We start from the raw sequence: 21,185 nt of genomic DNA on the forward strand, positions 1-21,185 counted from the left end.
TTGGGTCCTCTGCTCACCTGGTTCGGCTTAGCTTGCTTGCCATTCGTTGCTGATCTCAGGAAATCGCTGTTGCAAGTCCGGTTTGCTAGTCAGCTGTTCAAAGCGCATGGCTTGTTCCGTGTCAGGAGCTTTTTTTGTTTGCAGGATCATACGAAGCAGAGAAAAAGCTTCGCGTACATCCCCATAGCTCCCCTCTTTTTCCCCTTGTTCCAGCTGTAGCCTCAGTTGTTGTAGCGCTTGATAGGGAGCGATCACTCCTTGCTGATACGCTTCTTCATCGAGACCGCGGTTTTTTGTGCAAACGGCAATCGCAATGCAAGAATCAACCAATTGGGCAATGGCTGCTTGATTACGCGTTTTAGCATCCAGAAGCTCTTGCTGATAACGATTGATCTCCCCCTGCTTGTCAAAAGCAAAGGCGCGTAGGGGATATCCTTTGGCCAAATTTGTCAGTACACTTTTCGGTCCGAGCTCAATTACGGTATTCGCTCCCTGTTTTACCAAGTAATCCATCGTGGACTGCCAGCGAACAGGGCTGGTTGTCTGGGCTGTGAGCAAATCGACAAGTTGATCTGCATGGACATAAGGTTGTGCTGTCACATTGGAAATGACAGGCCACTTGGGATCGCAATACGTGTACCGCTTTAATTCTTCATTTAGTTGCTCGGCTGCTTGCACCATGAGTGGCGAATGGAAAGGCGCACTCACCTTGAGGCTGACAACGGAAGTCGAGCCATGCTGCTTGCACGCTTCTTCTACTTGTCGCACCGCATGTGCATGTCCGGAGATGACAATCTGATCTAAGGAGTTATGGTTGGCGACCACGACGATCGCACCGTCACGAGAATGTTCCCGACAAATCTCCTCGACAAGTTGAGCATTCAACCCGAAAATTGCTGACATGGCACCGACACCCTGCGGCGTAGCCGCCTGCATGAACTGACCGCGCCGATAGACAAGGCGGACGGCATCTGCAAACTGGATGGCACCGGCGCAAGTCAGGGCCGTAAACTCGCCCAGACTGTGACCAGCCACCCACTGTGGCTCGATGTCCATTTCCTGTGAATAAACGCGGAAGGCTGCGACACTTGCCGTCAGGATTGCCGGCTGAGCGTGCTCTGTTTTGGTCAGTTCTTGTACATCCCCTGCAAAACAAAGTGTTTGCAGGTTAAATCCAAGCGCATCACTTGCTTCTTCAAAGGTGCGAGCCGCAATGGGATGGGCCTCACATAATGCTTGGCCCATTCCAACATATTGCGAACCTTGTCCCGGGAATAAGAGTGCGATTTTGTCCATTTTTGATCACCCTTCTCTACGTCATGTATTCATTCACTAGCATCCTGAGCAATTGCTGGTAATCTTGCGTCATCTCCGTGACTTTTTCTGCCCGTAGGCAATCAGGGTCGAACACACACACGATATCTATCACGTCTTTTCCTTCCTTGATCCAGAAGGTAAGCTCATGTTCATGATGTGTGAACATTGCATCTGTAAATGCATTCACACTGCCAAAGAATGGAATAACGGTTCCTTCATTGCGATTTGTCCGCAATTTTTTTAGCCACAACGAGGCTTCTCCCGTCATTTTCTCGATGATCTGTCGTTTCTGTTGCACCTGCTTGAATAGATCGAAGAAGGTGTTGACCTCCGACATGTTCACCCGGAATGGATAGGCATTCGTCTGCAGTTCCTTGGCGGCAGCCACTTCCATATAGAGATCCTGCTGTCCAGTCAATTCCGCCATGAGGTATAGATACATCGAAAGCAGGACGTCTCTCACCTCAACAGCCTCCATTTGACTTACCTGCTGCACATTTTCAAACAGCTCACCAGTAAGTGAGAATTGGACCCGGTTTGTGTCCGCATTCGCTTCTCCACTAGCCCAATACTGAGGAGGCAGCTCTATCAACGAGACACGATCCAGCTCCTTCAACCAATAGGTGGCCGTATCGGTTTCCTCATGTTCATCTGTCAGGTCTAAAGCCGCATTCTTCAAAAAGTTGGTTAGGCTTGACAGCGTAGGATGTGCGAACAAATCGGCAATTCGAACCAGTCCAGGGTAAAGCTGTTCAAGCTTGGCATGCACTTGCACTAGTAAAAGCGAAGTACCGCCTATTTGGAAGAAATTATCCTGCATACCGACCGTTTCACGTTTCAGCACTTCCTGCCAGATGCCTGCCACCTGTTCTTCCAGTCTGGTAGCCGGTGCTTGATATTCGGTGTGACTGCTGTGTTGGATTGCATCTGGCTCTGGCAATGATTTGCGATCCAGTTTTCCGTTTGGTGTCAGCGGCCACATACTCATATGCGTATAGAAATGTGGAATCATGTAATCGGGTAAACTTTTGCTCAGCATCGCTCGCAATTCATCACTGTCCAATATTTGCGGACCCATATAGTAGGCAGCCAGGTAAGGATTGCTGGCGGTATCTCGCACACTGACCACCGCTTCCGTAATATCCGGATGCTGAGAAAGGGCCGATTCAATCTCACCCAATTCGATTCGATAACCACGCACTTTGCACTGAAAGTCAGATCGTCCCACGTATTCAATACGCCCATCCGGCAGCCATCTCGCGAGATCACCTGTTTTGTACATGCGTTGACCAGGTTGAAACGGATTAGGGATAAAGCGCTCAGCCGTCAGTGTTGGCTGACCAAAGTAGCCTCTCGTTACCCCATCCCCTGCAATGTAAAGATCACCATTGATCTTCATCGGCTGCACTTGCAGATGCTCATCGAGGATGTAGACTTGTGTATTGGGCAACGGCGCTCCAATCGTTACTTCCTCTGCGTCGGTCAAGTCCTGCACCGTAGACCAGATCGTTGTTTCAGTCGGACCGTACAGATTGTAAAGTCTCGCCTTGGTCTGCCTACGAAGCCGTTGGAACAAAGACGCTGAAAGAGCTTCTCCTCCAATCAGGATTGCTTTCAGGCAGTCAAGTGCGTGCAAGTTGCTCTTCTCTTCCAGCATGAGCTGCAGTCGGGATGGAGTCAGTTGAAGGAACGTGATCTCTTCCTGCAAAATCAACTCCTTGAGCACCTGCGGGTCTGCTTGCTGCTGTTCGGTTGCAATGACTACGGTCATCCCTTTCGTCAGCGGTACAATCGTTTCAAGCAGAAAAATATCAAACGAAATCGTCGTCACAGCCAGCATTTTGTCTGCACTGGCAAAATCGATGTGTTCCCCGATCCCCGAGCAGAAGTTCATCAAATTGCGGTGCTCAACCATGACGCCCTTAGGCTTGCCTGTAGATCCCGATGTGTAAATGACATAGGCGAGATCGCCAGGTGCAGACTGTGTTGGAAGATTCGAGTCTTCTGCCGTCTCTATCCGGGAATCGTTTACGTCCACTCGGTCAACACTTCCCCACTGCTTCTCTGCAAGAGAATCATGGGTTAAGACGAGGCGAGTCATGCTATTTTCCAGAACATAGGAGATACGTTCTTCTGGATAGTCCGGATCAATCGGAACAAACGCAGCTCCTGCTTTCAAGATCGCCAAGAGTCCGACCATCATTTCCACGGAACGATTCGTCAAAAGGCCAACGCAAGTATCAGCAGTGACGCCGTGTTCCTTGATCACACGAGCAACTTGATTTGCACGCTTATTTAAATCTGAATAAGTAACTTTCTTATCTCCGCACGATACAGCTAGCGCGTTTGGCTGTGTTGCCGCTACTTCTTCAAAAAGCTGGATGACTGTTTTTTCACGTGAGTATTCCAAGCTTGTGTCATTCCATTGCTCAATCAGCAGCAAACGTTCTTCTTCTGCTAGCATGGATATCTTACCGATCAACTGTTCAGGATTTTCCACCATCTGCTCCAGTATCTTCTGGAAGTGTGTGGACATCGACGTGATCGTCTCTTTGCTGAACAGCTTGTTGCTGTATTCGATATCGACAATCAGGCGCTGTTCTCGCTCGATGATGTCAAAGGTCAGATCAAACTGGGCAGAGCGTTGTTCAAATGGATAAGGAGAGAGCGTAAGGCCATTTGCACTCATGCTTCCCTTCGCGTCGCCGGTATTTTGCAAAATGAACATCACATCAAACAGCGGGTTGCGCGCCGTATCTTTTGGCAGCATCAGACGATCCACCAGCATTTCGAACGGATAGTCGGCATGAGAGAGCGCAGCCAATGCCCGTTCCTTTACTTCCTGAAGGAAATCCGCTACGGTTCGGTCGCTTCGCGGGAAGTTTCTCATCGCCAGTGTGTTCAGAAAGACACCCACGATGTTTTCCAGGTCTGCATGGTGACGGCCAGCCACTGGCGATCCAATGATAATGTCTTCTTCGCCAGCGTATTTCGACAACATAATGGTGAGCGCTCCCAGCAACGTCATGTACAAGGTTGCCCCATTGTTTTTTGCCAGTCCAAGTACCTTCTCTGTCATCTCTTGAGGAATCTCAAAGGTCAGGACATCTCCCTCGAAGCTCTGAACGGACGGCCGAGGGTGGTCTGTAGGCAGATTAAGCACAGGAAGTTCTCCATCCAGCTCTCCCTGCCAGAATTTCTCCTGAGCAGCCAATACCCCATTGCCAAGTTGTTCGGTTTGCCACACGCTGTAGTCTTTATATTGAATCCGCAGCTCGGGCAACTCGAGTCCCTGATACAATTGGAAGAACTCGCGGATCAAAATGTTGATGGACACACCATCGGAAACAATGTGATGCATGTCGAACAGCAACAAGTGTTTGTTGACATCAATGCGAATGAGCATCCCGCGAACAAGCGGCGCTTTTGACAAGTCAAATGGTTGGATGAATTGTTCGACCGTTTTCTTGGCCTCGTTCTCGTCGACTTCGCTATACGCCAACGTAAAATCTACGCTCGGGTGAACGGTTTGCATCAAAGCTCCATCCACGATGGTAAATGAGGTTCGCAACGACTCATGACGCTGAACCAACGAGACAAATGCACGTTCGAAAGCCTCTCTATCTAGCTCTCCTTCAAGCATCATGACAGTTGGGATGTTATAGGCAACTGCCCCTTCCTGCATTTGTTCCAGCACATAAATTCTTTGCTGAGACGAGGTGGCGGGGTAAGCATCCCGATGCTCTGCTACAGGAATCGCTGACACAGATGTTTCTTCGTTCGGAGCCATCAACATAGCCAATTGACGAATCGTCGGTGTCTGAAACAGGTCGGTGATCGTCATCTCTTTTTGCAACTGCTTGGTGACACGGGAAACGATACCGATTGCCAAAAGAGAATCGCCACCCAGTCTGAAAAAGTCGTCGTCGATACTCAATTCGGTGTAACCCAGCACATCAGACCAAATCTGACCTAAGGCAAGCTCCAACGACGTGTAGTGATCGCCTTCCTCCCTGCCAGACAAAACAACACGATTTTGCATAATCACTGCGGGTAGTGCTTCGCGTTCTTCATGAGACTTTCTGCTTGCAAATATCGAATCTCCTAGCTTTACTTTCAAAGACGGTGACCATTCCTTCAGCACTTTCAAATCAAACTGTCCAATGATCAGGTGCTCAGTTTGGCAAGACAGCGATGCATCGAAGGCTTGAATGGCTCCATCCATCGGCATGTATCCGATAAAACCAGGACCTGTTATTCCTTCAAACGCATACCAGTTCAAAGCTATCGTTGGTTTTCCCGTTCGACTGCGAGCGGCACTATAGGCATCCAGGAAGCAGTTGGAGGAGACATAGTCACTTCCAGTCGCTCCACCCCAAATCGAAGCAAGTGATGAGAAGATGACAAAGAAATCCAAATGCTCCGGTTCAGCTATCTGATCGAGTATGACTGTGCCTGCCATCTTCGCTTTCAAACCATTTTGAAAATCGGAAAACTTCTTCGTCTGAATCGTCTCGAAGGTGATATGCGCCGCGGATTGAATAATCCCGTTGATCGGTCCGTAACGGGCTCGGACTTGCTCCGAAATATCCTCCATCTGCTGACGGTTAGACACGTCGGCTGCATAGCAGACTACCTGCGCTCCCATTTCCTTCAGCTCAAGCAGCGCTTTCAGCTTTCGTGCTTCAGCAGCACTGCAGTCTGGATGCTGTAAACGCTCACGCCATTCGTGGTTAGGTGGAAGTGGTGAACGATTAATCAGCACGAGCGTGACATTTTTTTGCGCGGCCAGATGCTTACTAAATGCCAGTCCCAGTTTTCCTGTACCTCCAGCGATCAAGTAAACGCCATTTTCGCGTATCTCTACGGGCCGCTTCGGGATTTGATCGATATCGCAGCGATTCATTTCTGGGACGATACGATTTCCTCTATAAGCAACCAATGTGTCATCCCGATTGCAGCGAATTTCCGCTAGAAGCTGGCCTGCTAACTGCGATACGGACAGCCCCTCAGTTGCTAGATCCAGGCTAAAGCATTGCAGTTTTGGATTTTCCTGAGAGATAACCTTGGCAAGACCGAACAAGGGAGCTTTTTCTGAGAAAACAGGTCCGTTGTCATCCACTGCTTGTGCGTAGTTCGAAACGATCCGTAAATCAAGCACCTGCTTCAGATCCAGCTCCAGCAACACTTGTGTCAAATGAAACAGACTGTAAACTCCCAGGTGTTGCGCTGATTCAAGAGCCTCAAGCTGTTCGAGATCATTTGGCTGCTGGGCGCCCGAGGTCAAGCTCCATAAATGGATAATTCCAGTCAGCTTTTCCTTTTTGTCTCCAAGTCTCTCGAACACACGCCGCAGATCTTCTGGCTGGCTGGGATCTAGGATAAACTCGTGGGAAGAAACGGAGGCAAAAGCCTCACCGCTGCGGAGTCTGAACACTTCATGTCCTTCCGATGACATCGCATCAGCCAGCGTTTCTCCAACACCGCCTTCATCTTGAAGCACCAGCCAGATTCCTGAACGCTGGGTCTGAGAATTGGTTGTCAGCTCTTTTGTTTGCCAGTTGATCTGGTAGAGCCACTCCCGATACTCTTGTGGCGTATACGCTGAATGTCCGATCAATAACGCTGAATCAGACAGATCACCCAGCGCTGTTGACGACGGATAAATGGCAACCGATTGATAGTTCGTATCTCGAAGCGCCTTTTCCCAACGTAGCGCATCCATCAGTCTGTTTTGCGGTCGCAGATCGGTGTCTTTGTGCTGCCACCAGTCTGCGGCAAGCCCCCCGATCACATTTGCCGTTGAACGATTTTTCACGAGCTCGATCGCAAACAGCACGCCTTTCTCTGCAAGCAACTGATGCAATATCGATAAGGATGCCCGAACATCCTTCGTCCTGTGTATAGCGTTATTAGCGATAATCACATCGTACGCGTGTAGTTCGAAGCCTTGTCCGGCTGGGTCCTGCTCCATGTCGAACGAATGGAACTGCACAAACGGGTACACCTCTTGGAACTCTTTTTCTGCCTCTGCGAGAGACGATTGCGCACGATCCGTAAACGAGTAGATGACATCTTGTTTCTCAATCTTCGGCAGCAATAAGCGAGTCAGACTACTGGAACCGCCCCCGAGCTCCAAAATACGGACGGGACGGCTAAACGAATGGATGTATTGAGCAATGGTTTCCACTGCCATAAGTCCAGAAGGGTTTCCAAGAGTAATGCGATCCGCATATGGCTTAAATAAGTCAGTAGTACTGTCGGTCGACACGCGAACGTTCTGCCCCGTCATGATCGTTGTGTAATGAGCAAAACACGCTTTCAGTTGAGAGAACGTATCCCGCTCATTCGGATAGCGATCCAGACAATCCTGATAAAACGTTTCCGTATCAAGGCCTACTGCATGTGCAGATAGACGGTATGTTCCTTCAACGTGTTCAACCAGAGACGCCTTAACGACAAGCCCAAGCATGAGTTGGAAGAGATGTTCATTTCTTCCATCAATCCCTACAGCTTCACGCAATTCTTCCAGCGTGTATGTTTGATCCTGCTTGTGGAAAACACCCAGTTGCTTGAAGCACGCAAGCGATGACAAGCCGGAATAAAAAGTCTCATCCTCTTCCAAATCTGTTTGCTTTCGGGCATTCACTTGCTTCAGTAAGGTTTCCCCAAAAGTAAAGAAGGTGGCAGCAATTTTATGCACATCTGCTATTTCGTTCTTATGAATCGCCTCAGATGCTCCAGCAGTGGACCGCTCTGCCATGTCGTTTGCAGATTGATCAGATTCCACCCAGTGACGGGTTTTGGCAAAGGAATAGGTTGGCAAAGGTACCTTCTTCCATTTGACAGGACGGTAATATTCAATCCAATTGATAGGCACCCCGGTCACGTACTGTTTTGCCGTTTCTACTGGGTTAGCGCTGTCTATTTGCACGCTGATCGGCAATGCACTTTCACCACGTGAATTCAGTACTCCGTAGAATACCTCGTTCCCATCAACAATCGGAGCACCGTCCTCTGTCCGATCTCCCGCGCACAGGCGATGGATCTTCTGCAAAAAGTCCTCTTTGCTGTTGATAATGAAGGCAAGGCGATATCGATAGTGTCCGCGCCCAATATTGGCAGTAGCGCACATATCCAAAAGGGAATGCTCAGAAGGCCCCGATAAAAATGCTTGGTATTTCTCGAGCAAATCCCATAGTGAGTCACTTGTTTTGGCAGATAACGTAATGAGGTAATCACCAGCTCCAGTGACGGCTGTCGCCTCGCGCCCAGGAGGCTCTTCCAATAGGACGTGGGCGTTTGTCCCGCTCAGGCCGAATGCACTTACCCCGGCTCTCCTCACAGGTTGGTCCGCCTCGACATCCCAAGCCTTTAGTACATCATTGATATAAACAGGCGAATCAATAAAAGGAATTAAGGTATTCGGCCGTTTCACATGCAGCGTCGGCGGAATCTGACGATGTTTCATCATCAGAACCGTTTTAATGATCCCAGCTACACCTGATGCCGCTATCGTGTGCCCGATATTGCTTTTGACCGAGCCTATTGCGCAAAATTGCTTTCGTTTTGAAACCTTCTGAAAGGCATGCATGATCCCTTCAATCTCGACAGGATCACCTAATCTGGTCCCGGTCCCATGTGCCTCAATATAAGAGATGCTCTCCGGATTGATTCGCGCCCGCTCCCAGGTTGTTCGCAACAAAGCAGACTGAGAAATCGCATTGGGCGCTGTAATGCTGGTAGAACGTCCATCACAATTGACCGCCGTGCTTTTGATTACCGCATGGATGTAATCGTTATCCTTGACTGCTTGTTCGTATGACTTCAAAAGAACAGCGCCAAGACCTTCTCCCCATACTGTTCCATCAGCAAAATCATCAAATGCTTTGGTTTTTCGGTCTACAGAAACGATGCCAAAGTCAGTATCTTGTTGAATCGGAAACAGGGAAAGGTTAACTCCACCTACGAGAGCCATTCGACAATCGTTATTTCCAATGGCCTGACATGCTTGGTGCAGAGCGACCAAGGAGGAAGAGCAAGATGTATTAATCAATTGGCTCGGACCTGACAAATTCAGCAAATAGGAAATTCGTGAAGCGATAATTGCTGCAACGTTGCCAGCCAGCGAAGACGAATCAACGTTTTTCAACACACGCTGGTATTGGGATTCATTGTCACAATATCCCAGAAATACGCCGGTAGGTGAACCGCTGATCATCTTCTCGCTATACCCGGCATGTTCAAATGTTTCCCATGCCAACTCCAGAAACATCCGCTGATAAGGATCCATGGTTCGAGCCTCTGCAGGTGAGATCTCGAAAAACGCATGATCAAACAAATCCACGTGATCGAGATATCCCATCCGCTCATACTTAAAATCTTTGCCGTTAAAAAATTCTCTCGCTACCCTCTCGACGTCTGGACGCCTTGCAGCAGGGATATCACCAATTGAATCATGCCCCTGTTTCAAATTGTTCCAGTATTCTTCGAGGCTGTTGGCTCCGGGAAAACGACAAGCCATACCGATGATCGCGATATCTTGGCGCGTATTCACGTTGGCAGAGGACAGTTCTTTCAGCAAGGGGAGTGCTTCCTTCTCTTGCAGCCGATGAGCTGCCACTTGCTCCAAGATGTATTTTTTTAGCAAACTCATCCTAATTCCCCTTTCTTTTGTCGATCAGCTCGGCACCCTTGTCTACGGAGAGAACTCCCTCCTTGACCTCCCTCAGCAATTCCAGAAGGGATTCATCATCATCGCTTTGATCTTCCATAGATGCAAACTGATCCTGTTTTCTTTGTTCGAGAAAATCCACAAACATGGCAATCGTATAGTAGGAAAACAAATGCGCGACACTAATCTCGCTATCCACTTGTTTTACAATTTGCGCATGCATTTTAAGCAACAGCAGGGAATTCCCTCCCAGCTGGAAAAAGCTGTCGTGTACCCCCACTTTTTCGATTCCCAAGATTTCTTTCCAGATGGTAACCAGCTGTTCTTCCTTCTCGTTTCGTGGGGCTACATATTCAGCATCGGACGCCTGCTGTTCATCCACTTCAGGCAATAGCTTGCGATTGATCTTGCCCCCTGCTGTCAAAGGCATTTTTTCAATGCTGACAAAAAAGGAAGGGATCATGTGATCGGGAAGCCGCTCGCTGAGATAACCACGCAGGTCACTTGCGGTTAATTCCTGAGCATTCGTTACGTAGTACGCGCACAATCGAGCCTTCTCTTCTTGAAATAGCACGGCACATTCTTTTACTAGCGGGTGGGACAATAGAACTTCATCAATCTCGCCCAATTCAATTCGGTGCCCGCGTACTTTTACTTGATGATCGATGCGACCGCAGAACTTGATATTGCCATTCGGCAGATAACGCCCAAGGTCACCTGTCCGATAAAGCTTTTGATAGCCAATTTCCGGATAAGGGTTGTCAACAAAGCTGGTAGCAGTTTTCTCGGGATCGTGCAAGTACCCATGCCCCAAGCACAAGCCTGTTATATAAATCTCCCCTTGATGTCCCGCCGGAACAAGTTTGCGATTTGAATCCAGCAGCAAGATTTTCGTATTGGCTATCGGCTTTCCAATCGGGATCGGCCCCTGATGGGTATGGTCGATCTCAAAGTAGATGACACCAATAGACGTCTCTGTCGGTCCATACAGATTCGTGATACGAACGTGGGGAAATCGCTGAAGAAACAGATGCACAGTGTGAGCCGTGATTTCCTCTCCGCCCAAGATCAGGTGGCGAATCGAAGAAAGTGAATCGTGTATGTCCAACCGTGTTTCCATTTGATCCACCAGCAGATTGAACACCGACGGCACAAAGTCCGTAATCGTAATCTGATAGGTTGAAATGGCGTGTAACACTTGATCGAGCGTCATCTCGAACTCCGGAATCGGCAATACCGTACGGCCACCATGCAAGAGCGGCCAGAATAGTTGCCAGACCGAACTATCGTAGTGGTGGGGCGTCGTCTGGAAAATGGCATCCTGTTCCGTACAACCGTAATGTTCATCCATCCAGCGAAACCGGTTGAAAATACCGATATGAGGGACGACAGCTCCTTTTGGTTTGCCAGTGGAACCAGATGTATAGATCACATAGATCGGGTCGTCCACATCTACCTGGACATTCAAGTCTCGTTCTTCCCGGATATCGTCCGCATCGACGATTACAGCGCGTGTCCATTCCACGAATGACGGTTCCTGGCGTATTTCTGGCCCGATTAGCGTCACCGGACAATCCAATTCATCCAGTAGCTGCTTTTTCCGTTCGCTCGGACTCTGCACGTCTAGCGGGACAAAGGCCGCACCTGTTTTCATCACAGCTAGCAGGGAAATGACCAAATTCAAGCTACGATTCATCAAGACCGGAACATAGCTTCCTCTCCCAATGCCACTCTCCTTCAACATCCGCGCAAGGCAATTGGCTTTGCCATTAAGTTGAGCGTAAGTAAGGGTTTTGTTGCCAAATACAGCGGCCGTTAGATGCGGCGTCCGCGCTGCCTGTTCCTCGATCAGTTGATGAATCGGCTTGGAAGCAGAATGAGGAACGTCCGTCTGATTGCGGGTATACAACAGATCCGTCCGCTCCGCCTCTGTCAACATATCGATTGTCTGGACGGACCGTTTAGGATCGACGACGACTTCACGAAGAATTTGTTGATAATGCCCAATCATCCGTTCGATGACAGCCTCTTGGAACTGCTCGCCCGCATATCGCACGCGTCCGGTCATTCCATCTTCTGTTTGCTTGCATGCAAATACCACTTGCAGAGACAAGCCTTCTAAAGCAGCAATATCTTGCACGTTTTCGAGTACGAAGGCTGTATCCAGCAGTGTCTTCCTATCTGTGTTGGATAGATCAAGCCATTGCATCATTTGCGAAAACGGATAGTTCTGATGCTCCATTGCCTCTTTGACTAGCTGCTTACCCTCTTTCGCCACTTCTGCAAAAGTAGCTTCTTGATGCATCCGTACACGCAGCGGCAGCACCCGATTCCAAGCATTAGGGGGAAGCGGATTCTGAAAGACGGGCGTGAGAATGATCATGTCGTCTGTCTGCTTATACCGATTCAGCATGATTTGAAATGTCGACAGAAGGAACAGGTAGAGCTTCATCGGATGATGACCGCAATGGGCCGCAATGGCAGCGTTCAAATCATCTGGAAAGACAAACGATATTTCTTTTGTCTCCTCCTCCCCAACGCCTTCCTTCTCCGTCCCTTCGGTTGGAAGGAGGGAGAGCGTCCACTCCCCCTGTAACTTCTCTTGCCAGTACTGCTCCTCCCGGCTAAATTTCCGACTGGTTAGCAGAATGTTTTGCGAAATAGTATTCTCCATATGCCCTCCCCCTCTTACTCACCGCTTGCTCTAAAATTCAAAATCCCAATCGACGCCCTGTGCTTGAATAAGGGCTACCTCACGGGTCAATTCAAAGTCTTGCAGGAGGCGCTGGGGATCTTCCATCACCTGCTGCAACAAGCTTTTGAAGTCACTCACAAACTGCTCCATCGTCTCTCTGCGGAACAGGTCACTGCGGTAATCCAGCTTACATGTAAGTCTGTCGAAAACCGGATAAGCCGACAGATGAAGGTCAAGCTTAGCCGTCTTGTTTTGCAGGGGATAGTTTTTGACGATCATTCCCTGAAGCTCCAGTTCCCCTTCTGGATTGTCCATGTTTTGCAGGACGAAAATCGTATCAAAAAGAGGCTGACGACCTGTATTTGGTTCAAGACCAAGAGTCTGGACAAACAGATCAATCGGGTAATCCGCTTGTTCAAAAGAGGCAAGCGTATGCTCGCGGACCTCCGCAAGAAACTCGCGATAGGTTTTCTCGCCTTTTGGATAATTTCGTAAAGGAATCGTGTTGATAAACATCCCAATCACTTCATCAAACTCTGCAAATTTACGGCCAGCTACTGGAGTTCCGACAACGACATCCTCTTGACCGCTGTATTTTGCAAGCAGCATGTTGTAAACCGACAGCAGTACCATGTAAAGTGTCGCATGTTCCTGCGTTGCCAGTTCCAGCAACCGCTGCCTCTCCTCTGCCGATATATCGAACTCAATCGTCGCACCAGGATACGTAAGAGATTCTGGCCTTTCATAATCAGTCGGAATCGATAGTAGTGGAGCCGGGATGGTAAACAAGTCTGCCCAATAGTCAGCTTGAAGCTCCCCTGACTCAAGTGCAGATTCCTGCCAAACAGCAAACTCTTTTTGCTGGACGTCCAATGCAGGAAGTGTCACACCTGCATAGAGACGAACAAAGTCCTCTACGAGAATATCCATGGATACACCGTCTGAAACGATATGGTGCATGTCGAACATCAAGAGATGCTTTTCCGGAGCAATCCTGATTAGCCCTGCACGCAACAAGGGTGCTTGACGCAAGTCGAATGGTCGTACAAACGCTGCCAGACTGGCCTCCAACTGCTCTGCACTGGCTTCGCTCACTTCCAAATGGAAGGCCAGCGAATCATGTACAATTTGAACCACTTGCCCATCACTATAATCAAACGAGGTACGAAGAGATTCATGGCGGTCAACCAATCCTTGAAAAGCATGTTCTACCTTCTCACGGCTCAACTCACCCTCGATGAAACGGGCAGCCGTAATGTGAAGACTTGTGTCTGCCGGATTGACCTGCTGAAGAATAAAGAACTTTCGCTGGGCGGCCGTAACCGGATAGTACGTTCTGGCTTCGACTGAGAATCGTCTCTTCGTAATGGTCTTGTCTGCGCCATCTATCACCTTGCCAAGCTCCTGAATCGTTGGGTGATTAAACAAGGTTCGCAGTGGAAGCTGAACGCCAAATTGTTGTGCAACCTGGGCAGCTACCGCGTTGATTTTTAACGAGTGCCCCCCTAGAGCGAAAAAATTGTCCCGAGCACTGATTGTGTTTGGATCGAGCTGTAACACATGCGCCCAGATGTGGGTGAGAGCTTTTTCCGTCTCGGTTGTCGCTGACACCAAAATAGATGTGTCGACCCGATCCTGTATGCCGGGCTTCGGCAAAGCCCCTCTGTCCACTTTTCCGTTAGGGGTAAGTGGCAATACGGTTTGTTTTACATAGTGCATCGGCACCATGTATTCCGGAAGCACAGTAAACAGATAATCACGCACATCTCGTGCGGAAAATTCCTCCTGGGGAACGACATAGGCACATAAGTACTTTGCACCTGTTTCCTCTGAAAGCGCCAAGACCACTGCGTCTTTAACCGCTGGATGTCTACGCATCACCTGTTCAATTTCACTTAATTCGATTCGGTAACCCCGAATCTTGACTTGATTGTCCATTCTCCCGAAGTACTCAATATATCCGTCCTCCGTGATCCGTCCGACATCACCTGTACGGTAGAGTACTTGGTAGTCAGGGTCTTCTACCCAGTTGGCATACGGATTTGCTACAAAAACTTTTTGTGTCCGTACCTCATCTTTGTAGTAGCCGTATCCAACCCCCGGACCTGCTACACAAATTTCTCCTTTTACGCCTCGTGGGCAAATACACTGATTTTGATCGAGTATGTAAATATGAGTGTTCTGGATCGGTATGCCGATAGGAACCACAATCTGCTGATCGCTGGGCATCCCCCGAATAATGTGGTGCGTAATATCATCGGATGCTTCCGTTGGCCCGTACATATTCACCAATGGAATTTCCGTATAGCAGGCAAACCAGCGTCTTACCAGAGGAGCTGGCAACTCCTCTCCTGTCACTGCCATCCATCGCAGATCAGGGAAGCTGCGTTCGGAGTCCGGCCATTCTTGGACGAGATCAAGCAGCACGGAGAGCAGAGAAGGTACCACTTCCGCTACGGTGACGCGGTTGGAACGGAGTACGTTATGAAGAGCCTGCGTATCCATTACCGTCTCTGTATCGACCACTTGCACAGAGCCACCCACCAGCAGAACAGCCAGATATTGCCAAACGGAAATGTCGAAGCAAAGCGAAGCCGTTTGTGCGACAAGATCATCTTCGCAGAGGGATAGGTCGTTGATTTTAGCGAAAATGTGGTTAATCATTCCGCGATGGTGCACCATTACGCCTTTTGGTTGTCCAGTCGTGCCCGATGTGAAGATGATGTAAGCCAGGTCTGTTCCCGCACTCTCCCGACCGATGTTCTCTCCCGATAGTGACTCTACGGATTGATCGGATGAACCAAAGACATAGAGATACTTCAGCTCAGGCGAGGATGCTTGAATCTGCTCCAATCCATCTAGCAAGTCAGGCTGAGTGATTAACCCTGCAATCTCGCTCTTTTGCACGATGTACAGGATCCGATGCTGCGGATAGTCTGGATCAATCGGTACGTAGGCTCCTCCCGCTTTGAACACTGCAAGAATCGCAACTAGCGTATCCACGTTACGCTTCATATAGATACCGATTTTTGTGCCAGGTCGTAATCCTTGCTGGATAAAATGGCGCGCAAGTCGGTTGGATCTCTCGTTTAATTCCTGGTAGGTTAACGTTGATTTTCCGTCTGTAACCGCTTTGCGATGAGGCGTCTTTTTTACTTGCTCCTCAAAGAGGTGATCAAAGCTCTGATCGCGCGGAAAATCAATCCGATTGTCGTTGAATGAAAGAACTAACTCACGTACCTCAGCCTCAGATAAGCACGCGATCTCGGCGATTTTTTGATTCGGGTGGGTTACGATGACCTGATAGATACGGACCAAGTGCTCCATCATCCGTTCCATCATGCTGAGTTGGTATCTTTGCCCCACGTAACGCACAAGTAATTCGAGCGAGTTCCCCTTTTTAGAAAAGAGGAGCTGCAACTCGCTCGATACCTGTTCCAGGCTGTCCTGATCATGAAGAACGTCCAATAAGCAAGTCGCCTCAAAGAACGGTGTGCTGTTCCCCTGCTGCGGTACTTGCAATTCCTCGATCAACCGCAAGATTGGGTAGTTCTGATGTTCCACAGCTGCCTTTAAAGTCTGCCGAACTTCTTGCAGCAGCTCCTTGATGCTCCATTCCGGGAGTACCTGATGACGCAGAGGCAGCACTTTATTCAAGAACTCACCCGGCTCTGTTTGACGAAAGATAGCCGTTCCAACGCATATGTCCTGATGTCCCGTGTATTTGGACAACAAGATGCCCAATCCACTCAGCAAAGCCATGAACAAACGTTGATCTGAGCCATTGCTCAAATGAATCAGCGCCCTGCTCAGTTCGTCTGGAAACACGATGTTCAACTCACGAAGCTCAGACTGACGCTGAAACGAGGCCCGAGAGTCTGTTGGAAGGTCAAGTGAATGAAACTCTCGAGAGAGGTTCTCCATCCAAAAGTCTTTTTCGCGATCAAACTGCCCACTGGCCAGCAAGATGTTTTGTGCCGTTATCGTTGTCAAGCCAATCCCTCTTTTCTGTCCGTCATGTATTTCTCAAAAAGCAAAGTCATCGTCGTCCACTTGTCCCTGTGCAACCTGTACTACTCCATGACCGATCTGAAGTTGTCCGATGGTTCGGTTCGGGTGGGCTACCATTTGCTCCAATAGAATGACAAAGTCTTGAGCCATCTTCTCGATTGTTCTTCTGTGATACAAGTTCGTGTTATATTGCCAGTGCATGCCTATGTGATCCTCAGCCTTCACCACTTCCAAAGCCAGATCAAGCATGGCAGATTTGCGTCTGAACTCGTACGGTGCAAACTCGATTTGATCGAGACTGACTTTTTGCTGTTCCGCTGCATGATGCAGGGTCAGCATAGCGTCAAACAAGGGGTTTCTTGCTGGATCCCGAGTCAATTGAATCTGGCTTACGAGTTGATCGAATGGATAATCTCCATGCTCAAAACCGCTAAGCACGTTTTGGCGTACCTGCCCGATATACTCTTCGACGGTCAATTCTTTCTTCGGCCAGTTTCGCAAGGCCAAGGTGTTCACAAACATTCCCACAACAGGGGCAAACTCCGCACGTTGTCTACCATCCATGTCGCAACCAACGACGATGTCTTCCTGATTGCTGTATTTCGATAACAAAACAGAATAGACGGCCAACAGAAGCATGTACAGCGTCGTAGAACTTTGACGGGTAAACGAGTCAAGTTTTTCCAGCCATTCTCCAGACAGTTCAGTCAGCAACTCGTCGCCATCAAATGTCATGGTTTGTGGGCGAGGATAGTCGGTCGGGATTGCCAATGGTTGTGGCTGCTCGGAAAATGCTTGCAACCAGTATGCTTCATGCTCGGCCCAGCCGATCTCGGCAGCTTGTTCACTTTGCCACCAAGCAAATTCCTTGGCCTGTACCGACAATTCCGGCAACACCTGTCCTTGGTAGAGGTAACAAAACTCCTCAAGCAAGATAGACTTGGATATGCCATCCGAAATGATATGGTGCATATCGAAAATCAGCAGATGCTCTTCTGATGAAAGCTCAATTAAGCCGATACGAAGCAAAGGTGCTTGCTTTAAATCGAATGGCCGGAAAAAGCGTTCGATTGTCTTTTCCACAGCTTCCTCGTCTGTTTTCCATGTCTCGATCCGTACAGAAAGGTCACTGTGTACTTTTTGTTTGACCTGACCTTCCATCAGATGAAACGAGGTGCGCAGCGCCTCATGTCGTGCGACGAGTTGATCTGCGACGTCTTGCAGACGCCCCGAATCAAGAGAACCGGTGATCCGCATAACTCCCGGTGTATGATAGCTGGTAGCATCTTCTTCCAACTGCCACAACAAGTAAAGCCGCTCTTGCGCACGCGTGACAGGGTAATATTCCTGACCAGAGAGCAAAGTGATCGGTTTTTGCTCCATCTCTTGGAGGCTGCCTGTGATCCGATCCGCCAAACCGCGAATCGTAGGAGCATCAAACAGGTCGCGCATGGAAAGCTTCACTTGAAAGTCACTTTCTACTCTGGATAAAAGCTGAATGGCCTTCAGCGAATGTCCTCCCTGTCCGACAAAGTGATCAAGTACACCAGGGGATGGAATCTGTAAAACATCCGCCCACAACTCAGCCAACTTTTGTTCAATAGGGTTTGCCGGAGGCACGTATTCGCTACTAATGCTTGGCTTTACAGCAGGCAAAGCTTTGCGATCGATCTTGCCATGCGGGGTAAGCGGCATCTCGGACAGTTCCATAAAGTAACTCGGGATCATATATTCGGGGAGCCACTCCTGCAGGTGCACACGAAGGCCATCCGGTTGAACGCCGTCCTTTTGCACGACATAGTAGCAAGCTAGTTCGGTCAAGCCCATCTGATCAGTCATAGCCAATACTGCTACCTGGTTCACGGCAGGATGCTGAAGGACGGCGCGTTCCACTTCCTTCAGTTCCACACGATAGCCTCGCACTTGAACCTGATCGTCCATTCGTCCCAGATATTCAAACACTCCCGTTTCACTGAGCAATCCGACATCTCCCGTACGGTAAAGGCGCTCTCCAGTAATGGGATGATGCGTAAAAGCTTTCTCGGTCAACTCAGGCTTGCCCAAATATCCGTCGGTGATGCCAATTCCACCGATACAAATCTCGCCCTTGACATCAGGGGGACAAATTTCCCCCGTCTGGCCAAGGATGAACATATGTGTATTGGCAATAGGTACACCAATAGGGATTCTGAGTGTTTCTTCAGCAGGCTGTTCGGTGCAAAGAAAGACGGACGCGTATATCGCCGATTCTGTCATCCCGTAAATATTGGCGATTCGCGCGACACGAAACAAACGATTCCATTCGCGAACCAGATTAGCGGTCAGTGCTTCTCCTCCATTAAATACCCACTTCAAATTGGGCAACGGATCTGCTTCATTACGAGAGTGCACATGAGCCAGAAACACATTCATCATCGCAGGAACGAACTGGGTGACTGTGATGCGTTGCTCCCGCAGCCAGTCATACAAGGCTCCCGGATCTTTGCCGTCTTCCTCTTTCAAAATAGACAGCTTTGATCCAACCATCAGCGGCCAAAACAATTCCCACACCGAATCCGTAAAAGAGATCGAGGTTTTTTGAGCAACCACGTCTGTCTCGCTTAGTGGAAAAGTCTCCTCTAGCCAAAACAACGTATTCAATACCTGTTTATGCGTAATCATGACGCCTTTTGGCGCACCGGTCGAACCCGATGTGTAGATGACATACGCAACATCATCCTCTGAACCTGCCGGGGCTATCGCCTCTTCCTTTTGACGGCGAATGTCGGACGCTGTATAGACCTTGTATCCTGCGTGATGGAAGGAAGTCTCGTCCAAACAAATGATCGTTTCGATGCTGTCAGGGAGATCCGGTATGATCTCATCCAGATACACGGATTCTGTTACAAGCACCTTGCAGCGACTATCCTGCAAAAGGTATTGAATTCTGGCTCGGGGATAATGCGGATCAACCGGGACGTATCCCCCACCTGCTTGGAGGATTGCAAGAACTGCCGCTACCATCCGGGAGCTCCTGTCTGCGAGAATTCCTACGAGTTGCGAAGGAATTACACCCGCATCTTGTAGGATACGGGCTAGCTGATTTGCTTCCGCGTGTAGTTCTGCGTATGTTCTTTCTCGATCCGCCTCTACCACAGCGACTCTATCAGGCGTTTTTTCCGCTTGCCGGGCGAACAGTTCAGCGATGGTTACTTTGTTGCGGTACGGTTTGTCTGTCTGATTGACTCTGGTTAACAAGTTCGCTTCATCATCAGTGAGCAGGTTAAACTCGTTCAGATCCAGATCGAGCTGCATACGTCCATTCATTGCGACTCTTCCCCTTTTTAGGTGGTGGTGAAAAATTCCCGCAAACGGTTAATTCCCTCGTTATACTTCGCGGCAGAGTATGAGAGGCGCAATGTGTTCGGGATGCCAAAGTCAGAACCCGGTACGGTCGCCACATGTGTAGCCTCGAAAATTTGTGTAGCCAACTCAAGTGAGGTGCTGATGCCTTTTCTTTTCATAAATTGTTCGCAATCAATCGTGAAGTAGAAGCTGCCTCGCGCTGGCAGAGCACGGACATCCGGTACATTTTGGAAAGCGTCAATCGTATAGTCCCGACGACCTTTGTAAAGTTGGACCAAATGATCAACCTCATGCTGGTAATCAAGCGCAGTCATTGCTCCGAACTGTACAACTGGGTCAGCTGTGAGCAGTGTGTGGTGCTGAATGACCGTCAATGGTTGCACCAGCTCATCCGGTACGATCGCATATCCGACACGTCTGCTATACATCCGATACGCTTTGGAAAACGCATCCGTTGTGATGAACGTAGACTTGGTATTTTTCAGCTGCATCACGGATTCGCACTCGTCATCGAAGTAGGTATTCGCATAAATCTCGTCATTGATAATAGCGGCTCGGCCGTCTACGATGCTGTCGATCGTGTACAATTCCTCTTTTGTAAGAATATTTCCCAACGGGTTGCCTGGCGTGTTGATCACGACCACTTTCGTCTTGTCTGTAAAATTCTCTTTAAACGACTCCACATCAAGTCTCAACGTATCCAAATCAATTTTGTAATAACGAACTTTAGCACCGACTAAGAGCGCGCAGAAATGGTAAAGCGAGTAGTACGGTAGTGGCAGCAACACTTCATCGCCTTCTTTAAGCAAGAGGTAGAACAGGTTGCGGAATAGTGTGCTGGTACCGACACTTATCACGAAATTTTCCGGTTTGATGGACACATCGTATTTTGTTTTATAGTGAGTCGAGAGCTTATCTTTCAGCTCCGGAAGGCCACCCGGATACACGAGCGAATATTTTTCAAAGCTGTTCAATGCCTGTTGCATAGAATTGATAATTTCGGGATGCAACGGCATTTCCGACTTCCCAAGAGTCATTCGGATCGCTTCTCCACCGTTTCTCTCAAGCTCATTTGCCATCTGGTCCAGTACAAACATCAAAAAGCGCTCGTCGTGAAAATTAATTGAGGATCTGATTTCCATA

Annotated in this window: 6 protein-coding genes; all 6 read right to left on the reverse strand. The window is 48.9% G+C overall.

All coding sequences use genetic code 11. The features are described from left to right. Positions 1–27: 27 nt before the first annotated feature. From fabD to KB186_RS01860, 6 genes are read right to left on the reverse strand one after another with little or no spacing between them, the layout of a single operon-like run. Positions 28–1,296, reverse strand: coding sequence for an ACP S-malonyltransferase (fabD, locus tag KB186_RS01835; protein WP_173607813.1), 1,269 nt, complete (start codon positions 1,294–1,296; stop codon positions 28–30). A 16-nt stretch (positions 1,297–1,312) separates the two neighbouring features. After that, a complete protein-coding gene (gene edeI, locus KB186_RS01840; RefSeq protein WP_232772999.1) occupies positions 1,313–9,973 on the reverse strand; it encodes an edeine biosynthesis hybrid PKS-NRPS EdeI in 8,661 nt (2,886 codons plus the stop codon). A gap of 1 nt (position 9,974) precedes the next feature. Beyond that, positions 9,975–12,665, reverse strand: a complete 2,691-nt coding sequence (gene edeJ / locus KB186_RS01845; protein ID WP_232773000.1) for an edeine non-ribosomal peptide synthetase EdeJ — start codon at positions 12,663–12,665, stop codon at positions 9,975–9,977. A 30-nt stretch (positions 12,666–12,695) separates the two neighbouring features. Continuing rightward, positions 12,696–16,679, reverse strand: coding sequence for an edeine non-ribosomal peptide synthetase EdeK (edeK, locus tag KB186_RS01850; protein ID WP_232773001.1), 3,984 nt, complete (start codon positions 16,677–16,679; stop codon positions 12,696–12,698). A gap of 33 nt (positions 16,680–16,712) precedes the next feature. Then, entirely contained in the window at positions 16,713–20,003 is a 3,291-nt protein-coding gene (edeL, locus tag KB186_RS01855) for an edeine non-ribosomal peptide synthetase EdeL (RefSeq protein ID WP_232773002.1), read from the reverse strand. A 17-nt stretch (positions 20,004–20,020) separates the two neighbouring features. Next, positions 20,021–21,184, reverse strand: a complete 1,164-nt coding sequence (locus KB186_RS01860) for a pyridoxal phosphate-dependent aminotransferase (RefSeq protein ID WP_232773003.1) — start codon at positions 21,182–21,184, stop codon at positions 20,021–20,023. Between the last annotated feature and the right edge of the window lies 1 nt (position 21,185).

The organism is Brevibacillus sp. AF8, assembly GCF_021270385.1.
Lineage (GTDB): Bacteria > Bacillota > Bacilli > Brevibacillales > Brevibacillaceae > Brevibacillus.

Bases quoted from the DNA above. Each gene is read 5' to 3' on its own strand.
- edeL (WP_232773002.1), bottom strand. From the start codon at position 20,003: ATGAATGGACGTATGCAGCTCGATCTGGATCTGAACGAGTTTAACCTG.
- edeJ (WP_232773000.1), bottom strand. From the start codon at position 12,665: ATGGAGAATACTATTTCGCAAAACATTCTGCTAACCAGTCGGAAATTT.
- fabD (WP_173607813.1), bottom strand. From the start codon at position 1,296: ATGGACAAAATCGCACTCTTATTCCCGGGACAAGGTTCGCAATATGTT.
- edeI (WP_232772999.1), bottom strand. From the start codon at position 9,973: ATGAGTTTGCTAAAAAAATACATCTTGGAGCAAGTGGCAGCTCATCGG.
- KB186_RS01860 (WP_232773003.1), bottom strand. From the start codon at position 21,184: ATGGAAATCAGATCCTCAATTAATTTTCACGACGAGCGCTTTTTGATG.